This window comes from Enterococcus sp. NBRC 3427 (genome assembly GCF_007996925.1).
Classification (GTDB): domain Bacteria; phylum Bacillota; class Bacilli; order Lactobacillales; family Enterococcaceae; genus Enterococcus_B; species Enterococcus_B lactis.
The window spans coordinates 16,176-30,108 of sequence record NZ_BJLL01000014.1; the positions used below are offsets into that span (position 1 = coordinate 16,176).

The 13,933-nt window shown below is 39.9% G+C and carries 12 protein-coding genes; 3 read left to right on the forward strand and 9 right to left on the reverse strand.

The window, feature by feature from the left end:
• Positions 1-98: 98 nt before the first annotated feature.
• The 4 genes from ESP02_RS05055 to ESP02_RS05070 all read right to left on the reverse strand — a co-directional run bounded on the left by ESP02_RS05055 (position 99) and on the right by ESP02_RS05070 (position 3,825).
• Entirely contained in the window at positions 99-443 is a 345-nt protein-coding gene (locus tag ESP02_RS05055) for a DUF1831 domain-containing protein (RefSeq protein ID WP_002286736.1), read from the reverse strand.
• 136 nt (positions 444-579) lie between these two features.
• Positions 580-1,725: a cysteine desulfurase family protein gene (locus tag ESP02_RS05060; protein ID WP_002344559.1), complete on the reverse strand. Its 1,146-nt coding sequence runs from the start codon at positions 1,723-1,725 to the stop codon at positions 580-582.
• A gap of 170 nt (positions 1,726-1,895) precedes the next feature.
• Entirely contained in the window at positions 1,896-2,870 is a 975-nt protein-coding gene (locus tag ESP02_RS05065; RefSeq protein WP_002286741.1) for a ribose-phosphate diphosphokinase, read from the reverse strand.
• 79 nt (positions 2,871-2,949) lie between these two features.
• On the reverse strand, positions 2,950-3,825 hold the full coding sequence (locus ESP02_RS05070; protein WP_038398446.1) for a dihydrolipoamide dehydrogenase: 876 nt from the start codon (positions 3,823-3,825) through the stop codon (positions 2,950-2,952).
• A 131-nt stretch (positions 3,826-3,956) separates the two neighbouring features.
• Here ESP02_RS05070 and ESP02_RS05075 point away from each other — a divergent pair, with 131 nt between their 5' ends.
• Positions 3,957-5,864, forward strand: a complete 1,908-nt coding sequence (locus ESP02_RS05075) for a M13 family metallopeptidase (RefSeq protein WP_038398445.1) — start codon at positions 3,957-3,959, stop codon at positions 5,862-5,864.
• Positions 5,865-6,039: 175 nt separating this feature from the next.
• Here the strand turns inward: ESP02_RS05075 and ESP02_RS05080 are convergent, their stop codons facing one another.
• The 5 genes from ESP02_RS05080 to ESP02_RS05100 all read right to left on the reverse strand — a co-directional run bounded on the left by ESP02_RS05080 (position 6,040) and on the right by ESP02_RS05100 (position 11,703).
• Entirely contained in the window at positions 6,040-9,309 is a 3,270-nt protein-coding gene (locus ESP02_RS05080) for an LPXTG cell wall anchor domain-containing protein (protein WP_080283892.1), read from the reverse strand.
• A gap of 265 nt (positions 9,310-9,574) precedes the next feature.
• Entirely contained in the window at positions 9,575-10,120 is a 546-nt protein-coding gene (locus ESP02_RS05085; protein WP_002312047.1) for a cysteine hydrolase family protein, read from the reverse strand.
• A gap of 11 nt (positions 10,121-10,131) precedes the next feature.
• Positions 10,132-10,824 carry a 5'-methylthioadenosine/adenosylhomocysteine nucleosidase gene (locus ESP02_RS05090; protein WP_002374975.1) on the reverse strand — a complete coding sequence of 231 codons (693 nt, stop codon included), beginning with the start codon at positions 10,822-10,824 and terminating at the stop codon, positions 10,132-10,134.
• A gap of 18 nt (positions 10,825-10,842) precedes the next feature.
• Complete coding sequence (macP, locus tag ESP02_RS05095; RefSeq protein WP_002286760.1) at positions 10,843-11,127, reverse strand: cell wall synthase accessory phosphoprotein MacP; 285 nt, start codon at positions 11,125-11,127, stop codon at positions 10,843-10,845.
• Between the two features lie 12 nt (positions 11,128-11,139).
• A complete protein-coding gene (locus tag ESP02_RS05100; RefSeq protein WP_025478541.1) occupies positions 11,140-11,703 on the reverse strand; it encodes an NUDIX hydrolase in 564 nt (187 codons plus the stop codon).
• Positions 11,704-11,930: 227 nt separating this feature from the next.
• Here ESP02_RS05100 and ESP02_RS05105 point away from each other — a divergent pair, with 227 nt between their 5' ends.
• Both ESP02_RS05105 and ESP02_RS05115 read left to right on the forward strand, forming a co-directional pair.
• On the forward strand, positions 11,931-12,593 hold the full coding sequence (locus ESP02_RS05105; protein WP_038398443.1) for a 5-bromo-4-chloroindolyl phosphate hydrolysis family protein: 663 nt from the start codon (positions 11,931-11,933) through the stop codon (positions 12,591-12,593).
• Between the two features lie 122 nt (positions 12,594-12,715).
• Positions 12,716-13,912, forward strand: a complete 1,197-nt coding sequence (locus ESP02_RS05115) for a toxic anion resistance protein (RefSeq protein WP_002374970.1) — start codon at positions 12,716-12,718, stop codon at positions 13,910-13,912.
• Positions 13,913-13,933 lie beyond the last annotated feature (21 nt).

Genomic DNA, 13,933 nt, shown 5'->3' on the forward strand with positions numbered 1-13,933 from the left:
AAAAAATAAAAAAGACAACTATTTTGTGTCGTCCTTTCAAAGTTAGAGATCTAACGATTAGGCCGTTTCAAAACTAGTTGTCTTTTTACATCCACAGATTATTCGACTTTTTCGAATAACCCTCGGCTGATCATCCCATCCATCAAAAAATAGAATTTATCTTGACTCATTTTCTGTTTCGGATCTTTGAAAATATTGACTGCTTTCAGTCCGTTTGCTGTAGTGATCGACATTTTCAATGTTTGGATATCTTTTGATACAGTGATTTTCAGTTTGAAGCCTTCTTTGCTTTGCGGCGTTGCATCTAATGGTCGGATCAATTGATAATTGCCTCCGTTTGTTTCTGTAAACCCATTATCACGCAATGTATATCTTTTTGCATCAGGATGCAAACGATAGCTGATCGGTGCGCCAAGTACAGTTGCTGTTGTTTCAAATGCCATGATTTTCACCTCGATAAAATTAGTTTCTCTTTATTATAAAAGTTTATCCTGATTTTTACTAGGTTTTTCAGTTAAGTTCCCTAAAAATTGAAGGCGTTCTCTCAGACATCCATCCACATCAGAATGACTTTATTAGTTATTTTTTGACAGCACGAACTAATTGATCAAGGAAATAATGGATGTCTTCTTCAGTATTTCCCAATCCAAAGCTGATACGAATGGATTCTTTTAGTATCGGCGTATCTTCTCCATACATCGCTTCTAATACGTGAGAAGGTTCGATGTTCCCTGCTGTACAAGCCGAACCAGTAGAAATAGCGATTCCGTTCAAATCAAGCTTCATCAGTAGCAAATCATTTGCTTCGCCAATCAAGCGAAGATTCAACACATGAGGGAGTTTATTCGTTAAATCACCATTTACTTGATAAGGGATGTCGTTTGCTTCTAATGTATCAAGAATCAATTGTTGGAATCCTTGATATTTGTTGTTACGTGCTTCACGTTCTTCAGGTGACAGCAGTTCAACTGCTTTTGCCATTCCCCAGATTCCTGCTAAGTTTTCTGTACCTGCACGTCGCTTTTCTTCCTGCTCGCCACCTAAAAGCAAGGCAGGGATATTTACTCCGTCTCGTTTATATAAGAAACCGACGCCTTTTGGTCCATTGATTTTATGAGCAGAGATACTTAATAAATCGATCCCTAATTCTTCTGGATGGATCGTTTGGTTTCCATAGGCTTGTACCGCATCTGTATGGAAATAAGCTGGATGATCCGCTAAAAGTTCACCGATTTCTTTGATTGGCATCAAATTTCCGATTTCATTGTTCCCATACATCACAGAGACCAAGATCGTATCTTCTCGTAACGCTTTTTTGACCTCTTCGATCGACAGATTCCCTTTTTCATCTACAGGCAGATATGTAACGTCAAACCCCTTTGTCTCTAAATATTTCATGGTATTAAGAACAGCAGGATGTTCGATAGCTGTAGTGATTAGATGTCTGCCTTCTTTTTGACGCGAGAACGCTGTTTCTAAGATAGCTGTATTATCCCCTTCTGTTCCACCACTATTAAAGATGATCTCATGAGGTTTTGCTTGCAGACTATCTGCAATGATTTGTCTTGCTGTTTCCAATTTTTCATGCGCGTGGCGGCCAAACCCATGTATGCTTGAAGGATTACCAAACGTTTCTTGCATGATCGCCGTCATCGCTTCAATTACTTGCGGATGCATGGGGGTAGTTGCCGCATGATCCAAATAAATAGTTTTCACTTCATTCATCCCTTCCAAATTATCGCTAGGCACATTCTAGCATAAAATAGCGAACATACCAAAGAAGAGATTACTTTTACCTAGAAGGCACTTAGTGTAGCGAAAAAAAGACTGCCCAAAATAAGGTGCAGTCTTTCTTCTCGTTGCTAATTGATCTTCTCGTTTTTCGTCTTTTTTTCTTATTCGAATTCTTTTTCTTCCAGACGGAATAACGGACTCATCGGTGTATTTTCATGGATGCGCTTGACCGCTTCACCCATTAATTCTGAGCATGTAACGATCGTTAAGTTTTCCGGATGACGATTTTCTTCTGTGAAAACAGAATCAGTGATACAAATATCTTTGATTGGTGCATTGTCTAAAATGCTTTTCGCATGATCGGACAATAATCCATGTGACGCACAGGCATATACTTCTTTTGCGCCGTTTTCTTTTAATACATTTGCTGCACGTGCAAGCGTTGCTCCGGTGTTCAAGATATCATCTACCATGATACATGTCTTTCCTTGAACATCACCAATCACATAACCACCCTCCGTTGAAGCATCATCTGCATGGTCTACGATGGCTAATGTACTGTTCAAATATTCTGAAAGACTACGTGCACGCTGAACGCCGCTGTTTTTTGGCGACACAACTACGATGTCATCTCCCGTCAGACCTAATTGACGGTAATAATGAGCAAACAATGGCATCGTAAATAAATTATCTACAGGAATATCAAAGAATCCTTGTACTTGAACCGTGTGCAGATCTAAAGTCAGTACTCGAGTTGCCCCTGCTTCTTCGATCAAGTTAGCAATCAATTTTGCAGTGATCGGTTCATGAGGTTTCGCCGTGCGGTCTTGTCTAGCATACCCATAGTAAGGCAATACGACATTGATCGTTTTCGCACTTGCTCGCTTCATTGCATCAATCATAATCAGCAGTTCCATGTAGTAGTCATTGACAGGTGCATTCGTTGATTGAACGATGTACACATGATCCCCACGGATACTTTCTTCAATATTGATGGAAATCTCCCCATCACTAAATTGCTTCACGACGCTTTTACCTAATTCTGTTCCAAACACTTTCGCGATTTTTTCAGCTAATGGACGATTCCCATTCAAACTAAAAATCTTCAACGTGTCATCCTGATACTTATTACTCATGTAGTCCTCCCCAAAACTTCTCTATTCTTCGATAGTTTAACATATTTTTCCAAGATTTTCTGTTAATTTCAGCAAATTCTTAAGGAAGTGAAACTGTTCCATTACTCCAACTGGCAGGAATAACTTTATGATAGTCCCCCCAATTGTCGTGTACTTTGTAATAACGTTCTCCTGTTTCAGTTTCAAAATAAGCATACGCCGTCACCCAATGATTGCCGTAAGTACTACCAAGTACTTTCAGGATTCCAATCATCACAGGCTTGCCTTCACGTATACGTTTTGTGGCTCGCTGCCATGAACCTAGAAGAGTTGCTCGTGCACGCTCGTGATTGCCATTCTTCTTTAAAAAATTAGAAATCCCTGTACTGACTTGAAAAGGAATCGTAGGAAGGCCTAGTGGTTGGATTTGGCTACGCAACGCCTTTGTCAATGCCATCGAGTTAGACGTGTTTTTCTTGCGGATCTCTAGGGGAAGCATCCACTCTTTACGATAGTCTTGATAGTAGGCAAGTAAAACCGCCGCCGCATAAGTCCCGCAAAGATAACCTGAAGGAGTAGCCCATTGCTTATACCTTAAAAAACGTTCTTCTGGCAATCCCACCCAACAATTTGCGAGTTCTTTTCCTGACCTTTTTTCTTCGATCAAAACAGGCACCTCTTCTTTTCTGTTGATCCATTGAGATAACTCGATTGATGGTTCATTGAGCAGTCTCCATTGGCTACGAGAAATGCCCTCTTGATAGGTATATTCTGCTGGAGAATATTCTATCGGATGTCCTGATTGATCGATGATCACATAACTTTGATCTTCAAAAATCAGTGCTAAAAAAAGCCGTTCGCTTTTTTTCGACTGTAGTTGCTGGGTGCTGGCTAATTTATTGATTTTTTTATCTACTTTAAAATAGAAAGGTTTGTCCACTACTTGTTTCAGTTGGGATCGCCTCCTTTTTTTCATTATAAGTGAACGATTGAAAAAAACAAATCAGTTTGATTGTCCGAATTTTCAAATTTTTTTATGTTCTATTTGTTAATTCCTTCATTTTGTAAGATAATGGGCACACGAAACAAAAAAGGAGCGATCGATGAATGAACAAAGAACGATTGAAACAAGATTTCTATGAAGCAGTCAATGAAGAATGGCAAAAAACAGCAAAAATTCCTGCAGATAAACCAGCTACAGGCGGTTTCCAAGACTTAGTTGACGGGATCGACCAACTTTTGATGGGAGAAACAGACGATCTGCTTGCCCATCCAGAAAAAGTATCTTCAGAAAAAATGAAACATTTCCTTGCTTATTATCAACTGGCAAACGATTATGACCGAAGAAATGAGTTGCATGCTCAGCCACTTCAGCCTGTAATCGAGAAAGTTGAATCATTGCAGTCTTTCGACGAATTGAATGAGCAATTCCCGGAATGGTTGTTGGATACACTACCATTGCCATTTAATCTAGATGTAGATGCTGATATGAAGAATGCACAGACGAATGCCTTCTTTGCTTATCCGCCTTCTTTATTTCTTCCAGATAAGACGTATTATGCACCAGAACATCCTAACGGTGCACAACTAATGGGTGTTTTCTTTGATATGGCGGTTCAATTATTGGAGCTTGCTGGCAAAGAAAAAAGTCAGGCAGAAGCAATCACAGAACAAGCAGTGCAATTTGATAAATTGATTGCTCCTCATGTAAAAAGTGCAGAAGAAAACGCAGATTACAGCAAAATGTATAATCCGCAATCTTTTGACACATTTATTCAATACACAGATAAACTTGACTTGAAAAAACTTGTCACTGGTTTGATTGGGACAACCCCAGATAAAGTGATCGTCACTGATCCAGTGTACTTTGATCATTTGAATGACATCCTGACAGAAGCTCATTTCCCATTATTCAAAAGCTGGATGATCATTAAAACAGTACGTTCTCTTAGTGGGTATCTATCAGAAGAATTCCGCCAAGTCAGCGGAATCTATTCTCGCGTATTGTCTGGAACAGACGAAGCAATGCCTCAGAAAAAAGCAGCGTATTACCTTGCCTCTGGTCAATTTGATCAAGTCGTTGGTGATTACTACGGGAAAAAATATTTCGGCGAAGCTGCTAAAAAAGATGTAGAGCAAATGGTGAAAAAAATGATTGCCGTTTATAAAAAACGGCTAGAAGAAAATGACTGGCTTGGGGATGCAACAAAAGAAAAAGCCGTCATAAAATTAAATAACTTAGGTATCCAAGTCGGTTACCCCGATAAGATCCCAGCACTATTCGACCAATTCAAAACAGTGCCTGCAGATCAAGGTGGTACTTTGCTTTCAAACACTCTTGCTTTCAGCAAACTCACATTAAAAGATCGTTTCAGCAAATGGAACAAACCAGTGGATCGTTCAGAATGGGAAATGAGCGCTGATACAGTCAATGCTTATTATCATCCATTCCGGAATGTGATCGTCTTTCCGGCAGCCATCCTTCAAGCGCCATTTTACAGTCTAGAACAATCAAGCTCTGCTAATTACGGGGGAATCGGAGCTGTTATCGCTCATGAGATTTCCCATGCATTTGATAATAACGGCGCTTTGTTTGATGAATATGGCAACTTGAACAATTGGTGGACAGAAGAAGATCTTGCACAATTCCAAAACAAAGCACAAGCAATGATCGAAGAATTCGATGGTCTGCCTTTTGCTGACGGAAAAGTGAACGGAAAATTAACTGTTTCGGAAAATATTGCTGATGCAGGCGGTCTAAGCTGTGCATTGGAAGCAGCAAAAACAGAATCAGATCTTTCTATCGAAGAATTCTTTGTCAATTGGGCAACGATTTGGCGTACAAAAGCAAAAAAAGAATACCAACAACTTTTACTGCAAATCGATGTTCATGCTCCTGCTAAACTACGAGCAAATGTGCAACCCAAAAACCTTGACGAATTCTATGAAACATTTGGTGTCACGGAACAAGATGCTATGTATCTAGCGCCAGAAAAAAGAGTGCGAATCTGGTAAGAGGTTGTGAAAAAGCTGTCCTACATCAAGAAATAAGAACAGCCAAACAAACATAGCAAGTGGGATCTCATCTATAAAAATGATAGAAGGAAGTGGAACGAATCGACGTCTCACTTCCTTCTTTTTTTACTTTCCTCAACTAATTGTTCTACCTTATCAAAAGGATATAGTGCGTTTATTTTTTTCGCTGTTTCATGACATAAGCAGCTACACCGATTAACAAAATTCCTCCAGCTACTGCTAACAACGGGCTATTAGACTCTCCCGTTTGTGGAAGTCCTTGAGCGCCATCTTTTTCCCTTTCTTTTGCTGTCCCATCTGGATCAGAAGGTTTTTCATTTGGCGATCCATTCCCTGGATTTTCCCCTTCTGGTTCATCAGTTCCTGGTGGCACACTGACAGCTTCTCGCACTGTGATCGCTTTTTGCTGGGTAACCGATTCTGTATGAGCAACCCATTTTTCGCCATCAAATATTTCCGAACGATAAGTGACTTCTAGCGTATATTCTCCTTTTGAGGGTGCTGAAAAAATAGCGGTATGATTAGAAAATTGAGCACTTGACTGTGTTTCAACGATTTGGATCTTTTCTGGTAAATAACGCATATCTTCAAAGACAGGCGTTCCTTGATTTGGTGTGAATGTTGACGCAGATACTGTAAAAGGCTTCAGTTCGATGATATTTCCTTCTGCATTCTCCGTCACACCATTTGCCTCTTGGATAATGATTGGATTATTTTGTTCGTTTGGTTTTGTCTGATTTGGTTCTTGTACGATTGCATATTCTGGATACTCCGAAGACGGTGAGGTTTCTCCGTCAAAAGTAGCACCTACAGATAGTGGAAGACCATCTACTCTTCCCTTTTCTGTTTGACGATTCTCCGGTTTGATTTGCATCAATCCATGGACATGGATGCTTCCATTCGCATAGCGCGTAACAGGCTGCTGCCCTTCTTGCGAATGTGTATTTAGAGATTCGATCCAATCTTTTGATACGGTATGTCCAAGAGTATTTTCTGATTGTTTTTCTCGTTCATTCCAATAGTAGTTCAACGAGTGATAGATTTGATCTTCGTTTTGATTCAATGGGCGGATCTGCTCTCTCATCTCAAGATTTTCTGTTCGGAAAGATAAGATACCAGAAGCATGGAAGTCTGTGTTTCCTGCCGAAGAGGTATAAAGAGCCACATTATAGGAACCATTGTTGAAGCTTGTACTGCTATTGACGATAATATCTGTTCCGCTATTGGAATCGATTCCTTTCGCAAGATTTTCGAAAGACAAACTATTGATCAATTCATGAGGGCCCGATAAAGAGGAACCGCCCATTTTGAATCCATTGCCGTTCCCTTCTCCTTCAACTCCCGGTACCCAACCGTTTCGATAAGCAACTGAATTTTTGATGACTACTTTCCCGATCGAACCTGTTTCATTTTTAGCAAAAAGATCCCAACCATCATCTGCATTATGATAAGCGATACAACCGTCAAATACATTTCCTTCTCCTATTGTCAGTTTGGCCGCAAATCCATCGGCATCTTCAAATCCCGGGTCGGCATTTTCAAAAGATGTACAGTTCTTGACTAAGTTATGCGCTGGCCATGCTTCGAAAGGATCATTTGAGCTACCACTGATTTGGATTCCTGTATTTCCATTCCGATAAGCATGGATCTCTTCAATCAAATTATGGTTTCCAGAAATCTGCAATCCTTTTTGCATAGCAGCACTATTTGTAACGTCAAACCCACGTAAAACCCAATAGTGACTGAACAGTGTCATCCCATTTCCAGTTCCTTTAAAATCAAGTACAGGTCGCTCGTTTTCTGGATTTTTCTCTGCAATCAATTGAATCGGGTTTTCTCTTGTCCCGTTAACTCCTTTTGGAATCGTCAATCCTCTTTCAAAGGAATAAGTTCCAGGAGCCAGGACGATTGTCTGCCCAGCATATGCGTATCTCAATGCTTGCGTCAGAGATAACGGATTTTGTCTGCTTCCGTTTCCTGTATCTGACCCTTCCGGTGTTACATAAACTGTCGAATAGTTAGGTTTACGGTAGTCAACTGTATGCAGGATCTCTTTTGTTTCATAACTAGCCATCTCTACGTATTCTTCTGGCGGATAGTTTTTATCTGGCGTAAAACTGAAAGTAAATTCATTCGTTCCTTCCATCAGTTTTGTCTGATAATCAAATTCCCGATTTGCAGTGATCGCTAAGTCTTTTGCGTTCTCAAGTACCTCTCCTGTTGCTTGATTTTTGATTGTTAATAATCCGTCAGCATTTGCTCTAAAGGACATAGTATGATCTTGGTTTCCTGAATGATTACTAGAGGTCACGGTGTAAATCGGATCAATCAAGCGAGTGGGCCTTTCTTGTCCAGGAGGATCTGTCGCAGGATCTGAGTAAGCCACTTCGATTCCTTCTACCTTGATCGTCATATTCCTTGCTGCAGCAAATCCTGCATAGATAACCGATTCATCGGAAGCATATAGCTTTTCCCAGTCATACATGATATCAGAAGCTAGTTCTTCTCCTGTTTCAGGATCGTAATAATATGCCTCTAAACCAGTATTCGTTTTTTTCATCTCTACATCCAGTTTAGTAATCGAGTCCGTAGCCGGAAACAGATTCCCATGACCGTTTCCGAATATATTATAAGAACCTGCTTCTTTTTCTAAGAGCCCTGCTGAAGTCTCTAAAGGTGTTGTTTCCACTGAGACACTCCCAGGAGCAGGTGCGGCTTGAGGATCTTCAGATGATATTCCTGTGATTGCCCGTGTCCCCAATCCAAGTCGCATCGTATATTTGCTGCCGTTCGTGTTGACCACTTCTTGTCTATCCGAGTCCCAGACATATTCGATCCGACTGCCCAGTATGGCAAATGAATTCGAATAAAAGGCTTGCCCAAACAAATGATCTTTTGGCACTGTGTCTCTCACCATCAAAGCAAATCCTTCTTGAGCATTCGTATAGGTCCAAGATTCTATTTCAATCGTCGCCCGCATCCTAAAATTGGTATCTTTCGGAATGGCTTGATAATAATAGGTCATTCCATCTGATCCGCTTGACTGGAATTTCCCACCGTTATTCGTGGAAGAGAGCCGCACGCCGTCTTCTAATGGTTCAATCGCATATCTGCTGGCACTTGTGCTTTCTCCGAAAACTACCCCTTTCCACTCTTCAGGAACTTCATCAGATTGCTTTTCTGTCTTTTCATTTTCTGATTCTTTTATCATAGGATCATTTCCTTCTTCCACATCCTTCTCTTCACTAGCCGTTGATTCTTCCTCCAATATTGACATTTCTTCGCTGTTCACGTGTGCATTTTCTTCGTTCACAGTCTGTTCGTTAGCAGCAACTTCAACGACAGAAGTCAAAACCGGGGTACTAAGCATGAGGAGATTCATCATTAGCGCACTGTATTTTATTCGTTTTTTTATCAAGTCCATCCCTCCTGAAATAAATTAGAAAGCGTTTACCTAAAGTATTACCTAATTTATTTTTGCTGTCAATAAAAAACAAAATTATAATAAGTGATATTTTATAAAAAGAAAAATATAACTTTAGTTGTTAATAATAAAGGGATTTATTACAGTGAAAATGATATGTTTTATAAAAAATAACAAATAAAAGAAGAGCAAAAAACAATGTGATTCGTTTTACGCTCTTCTTTTATTATTTTTTGATTTTTATTTTAAAAAAAGTTTTGTTTTTTTATAGGATCTCTGCACCCAACGCGGATTCAAAATGTCTCAATGCCCATTCGTGTCCGACAGGATCAAAACTTGCCACGGCATCTTTGAAAATATGGAGTTTGTATCCTAGATTATACGCATCGACTGCTGTATGCAACACACAAATATCTGTACACACGCCGGACAAATAAACATCTGTGATTTGACGTTCTCGCAAACGAATGTCTAGATCTGTTCCACTAAAAGCGGAATAATGCCGTTTGTCTATCCAATAAACATTTTCCTGCTGCTCATGCTCTTGGTACAGATTTTTTAAAGAGCCGTACAATTCCCGTCCACTCGTTCCTATCACATTATGCGGAGGAAATAAGCGGTTCTCTGGATGGAAGGAATCTTTTGGATCATGTGCATCAATGGCAAAAACGACAAAATCCTTTTGCTCCATAAACTTTTTTGTGTGGGCAGTCAGCTTTTTTTCAATTGCTTGTCCTGCTGCACCAGTCGTCAGCTTTCCATCCTCTGCAACAAAATCATAGGTATAGTCAATCGAAATCAATGCGTTCATCTTAGTCCTCCTTATACGAGATGTTTGACAAATTCGATCACCATTTCTGCTGATCGCTTGCCTGCGTCTTCGATAAATTCGTCAAAGCTTTGTGTCGCCGAGTGATCCGCTGTGTCACTCATTGCACGTACGATCAAAAATGGGATATTGAACTGACGGGCCGTTTGTCCAACAGCGGCTCCTTCCATTTCACAAGCTAAAGCTTCTGGGAAATTCGTTAAGATTTCTTTGATTTTATCTGGAGAATCGACAAATGTATCGCCTGTAACGATCAATCCTTCTTTTGCATTCAAATCCGTTGCTTTTGCTGCTTTAGCCATTTCACTGCGCAAATATGAGCTTGCTTCATAATATAGAGGCATTCCTGGTAATTGGCCTGGCTTGTAGCCAAATCCTGTTGCATCTGCATCAAAATAAGCTACTTTGTCTGATATAACAATGTCGCCTACTTGTAAGCCTTCACCGATCCCGCCAGCTGAACCTGTATTGATCACCATATTCACGCCGTATTGTTGGATCAACAGACTTGTGGTAATAGATGCTAAGACTTTTCCTATACCGGAACGTACGACGATCACTTCGTGGTTACCTAATGAACCTGAAATAAATAAAGCGCCTGCGCGTTCCCATGATAATGGTTCGCTTAGGTTCTCTCTCAAAATTTTTACTTCTTCTTCCATTGCGCCGATAATACCGATTTTCATCTTTTTAATTCCTTCTTTCTATATAAATGCGATTGCTAAAAAAACCACACATAACATTAGGATAACAATAATAAGAGATTTCATCAAAAAAGAGTTCCATTTGGTGGTCTTTTCTCGTTCACTGATCCTTGTTTTCGTGATTGGTTTATTCTTTTTGCTTTCTTTACGATAAAAGCTGGCAATCTTTTTTTCTTCTTGCTGATAAGCTGTTTCTGCTTTTCGCTGTTTTTTTAATGACTCGCTTGCTTGTGCTTGTTGTCGCTTGCGAAGTTCGCTTCGCGTAATAAGCGGTCCTTTGGCCATAAGCCGATCCCTCTACTTTCCTTTGGTCAATAATTCCCAGTATTGAATCGCATAAATCGTCTTTGCATCACAAATCAACTGATCTTTCATCGCTTGTTGTGCCTCTTCAAGAGTTAGATGATACAGCTCCAGTACTTCGTCTTCATCTTGAGCTAAAGGATTCTCGACCTTCTCTACTCCTTGTGCATGATAAATATGAAGGACTTCATTTGTAAAACCTGGTGAAAGATACATCGAAGTAAGATGGCTCAGCGACTTCGCACGATAGCCGGTTTCTTCTTCTAATTCTCTGGCTGCAGTCATTTCAGGATTTTTTCCTTCTCCTGGATCGATTTTTCCAGCTGGGATCTCCAAGATCACTTTTTCTAAAGGCTTTCGAAACTGTTTGACAAGGAGCAGGCGGTCAAGTTCATCAAAAGCAATGATCCCAACACCGCCAGGATGAAATACCAGTTCCCTCTTCGAAGTTCCTCCGTCTGGTAAACGAACTTCATCTACAGCAACATCGATAATTTTTCCGCTATAGATTTCTTTGCGACTGATTGTTTTTTCTTCAAATTGCTCATTGTTCAGCATATCTTCTCCTGCTTTCTTTGTAATCATAACTGCTTTTTTTTCATTTTTCAATTTTTCTCGAAAACTCCCTATTAGTTTACCATAGATAAACCTTAGATTTTCTCTAAATATAGAAAATCCTTCTTTAGTCCGATACTCTTTCTAGTAGTCAGTATGCTAAAATAAGAATGTAATCGAATAACGGAAAGAATTCAATACTCAATGATAAATGACTTGGAGGGCTTATTATGATAAAACGAAATTGGCCGTGGCTTCTAGCACTGGTCTTGCTGTTTCTCTTTGTCCGAAACAATGGTTTTTCTTTTGTTCTAGGACTTTTATTGATAGGCGTAGTTCTAGTTTTGTGGGGGCTCTTCGGTTCGCGCAGGAAAAAAGGAAAACAAGAAGAAATCCCTGCACTGACTGACGAACTTGAGACTCACTATGAAAAAAGCGGTATGACAGCGAATGAAATCTCATTTTTCCGACAAACGATGAATCAAACAAAAAATGAGATCAATCAGTTGCAAGCGAATATGCAGCAGACAGCCAAACTTAAAGCAATCGATCTCCGTCATGACCCAGTCAAAGCGGCAAAAGCTTTATTCAAAAAATTAGTGAAGGAACCAAATCGACTACATGAAGCAAGTCAATTTCTTTATACGCATCTGCCGAATCTAGTTGATTTGACAAATAAGTATAATGAGATCAATGACCATGAGATCAAAAACAAGCAAACCTATGAAAAACTAGAAGAAAGCGCGCAGATCATCGATCAGCTATCCGCTTTGATCGCACAAGATTATCAAAAATTCGTCGCTGATGACCTAGACGACATCGACGTAGAGATATCTGTTGCGAAACAAAGCTTAAAGCGTGATAATAAACATGAACCAGAACAAAAAGAGTAACTCTTTTGTTCATAAAAAAGACTCGGAACATTCAGATGATGTCTGGCTGTTTCGAGTACTTTTTCTAAAGTAGAGACATTCATGTAAGAATCGAGAACAGATTCGACAAGGAGGAATTTTTTATGGATCATAAACCGACTGAAACAAAAGATGTCACACCAGTTAACGATACACTTGAAGACTTATTGAACAACCCATTTTCAACCCCCACAGACACGCTGACCACTTCACAACAAGCGGAGATTGATCAGCTCCAAGAACAACAGACAGCTGCTCGCTTAATTGACAAACTACCGGCGGAACGCCAAGAACAAGCAAAACAGCTGGCAGCAAAAATCGATGCCAATGATGCACAGTCTGTCATCAGCTATGGCTCAGCTGCTCAAGCGAAATTAAGTGAGTTCTCACAATCAATGCTGAATCACGTACAAGCTCAAGATATTGGCCCAGTCGGAGATTCGTTGACTGAACTGATGTATCGTCTCCAAGAAGCCAACCCTGATGAACTGCGTGCCGGAGAAGGAAATATCTTCCAACGTGTCTTCGGTAAGGTCAAACAATCGATTTATGAAGTGACAGCAAAATATCAAAAAATTGGTGCACAAATCGACAAGATCTCAGTGAAATTAGATAAAGAAAAAGACGGTCTGTTAAAAGATAATCTGATGTTAGAACAGCTTTACCAAAAAAACAAAGACTACTTTGATGCATTGAATATTTATATTGCTGCTGGAGAATTGAAAATGGAAGAACTTCAAACAACGATCATTCCAGAAGCAATGAAAAAAGCAGAAGAAACTGGTGACCAGATGGATGTCCAGATTGCCAACGATTACACGCAATTCTTAGATCGTCTGGATAAACGTACGCATGACCTTCGCTTAGCTAGACAGATTACGATTCAGCAAGCCCCACAAATCCGCTTGATTCAAAACACGAATCAGGCCTTAGCTGAAAAGATCCAAGCATCTATCGCTACAGCCATTCCGCTGTGGAAAAACCAAGTCGTGATCGCATTGACCTTGCTTCGTCAAAAAGACGCAGTGACCGCTCAACGCCAAGTCTCTGAAACAACAAACGACTTATTGAAGAAAAATTCAGAAATGCTGAAAATCTCAGCCATCGAAACAGCGAAAGAAAACGAACGCGGAATCGTGGATATTGAGACCCTGCAAACTACACAAAACGATTTGATTGAAACAATCCAAGAAACTTTGCGTATCCAAAAAGAAGGAAAAGAAAAACGTCGTCATGCAGAAGTAGAACTTGGACACATGGAAGAAGATCTGAAACAAAAACTTTTGGATTTAACCCAATAGATCATCTTTCGCTTGTTACTA

Excerpts from the sequence above, each read along its gene's own strand:
- ESP02_RS05100 (WP_025478541.1), bottom strand. The coding sequence starts at position 11,703 with ATGCTGAACAATGAGCAATTTGAAGAAAAAACAATCAGTCGCAAAGAA.
- ESP02_RS05105 (WP_038398443.1), top strand. The coding sequence starts at position 11,931 with ATGATAAAACGAAATTGGCCGTGGCTTCTAGCACTGGTCTTGCTGTTT.
- ESP02_RS05055 (WP_002286736.1), bottom strand. The coding sequence starts at position 443 with ATGGCATTTGAAACAACAGCAACTGTACTTGGCGCACCGATCAGCTAT.
- ESP02_RS05075 (WP_038398445.1), top strand. The coding sequence starts at position 3,957 with ATGAACAAAGAACGATTGAAACAAGATTTCTATGAAGCAGTCAATGAA.
- ESP02_RS05065 (WP_002286741.1), bottom strand. The coding sequence starts at position 2,870 with ATGAGTAATAAGTATCAGGATGACACGTTGAAGATTTTTAGTTTGAAT.
- ESP02_RS05115 (WP_002374970.1), top strand. The coding sequence starts at position 12,716 with ATGGATCATAAACCGACTGAAACAAAAGATGTCACACCAGTTAACGAT.
- ESP02_RS05060 (WP_002344559.1), bottom strand. The coding sequence starts at position 1,725 with ATGAATGAAGTGAAAACTATTTATTTGGATCATGCGGCAACTACCCCC.
- ESP02_RS05070 (WP_038398446.1), bottom strand. The coding sequence starts at position 3,825 with ATGAAAAAAAGGAGGCGATCCCAACTGAAACAAGTAGTGGACAAACCT.
- ESP02_RS05085 (WP_002312047.1), bottom strand. The coding sequence starts at position 10,120 with ATGAACGCATTGATTTCGATTGACTATACCTATGATTTTGTTGCAGAG.
- ESP02_RS05090 (WP_002374975.1), bottom strand. The coding sequence starts at position 10,824 with ATGAAAATCGGTATTATCGGCGCAATGGAAGAAGAAGTAAAAATTTTG.
- macP (WP_002286760.1), bottom strand. The coding sequence starts at position 11,127 with ATGGCCAAAGGACCGCTTATTACGCGAAGCGAACTTCGCAAGCGACAA.
- ESP02_RS05080 (WP_080283892.1), bottom strand. The coding sequence starts at position 9,309 with ATGGACTTGATAAAAAAACGAATAAAATACAGTGCGCTAATGATGAAT.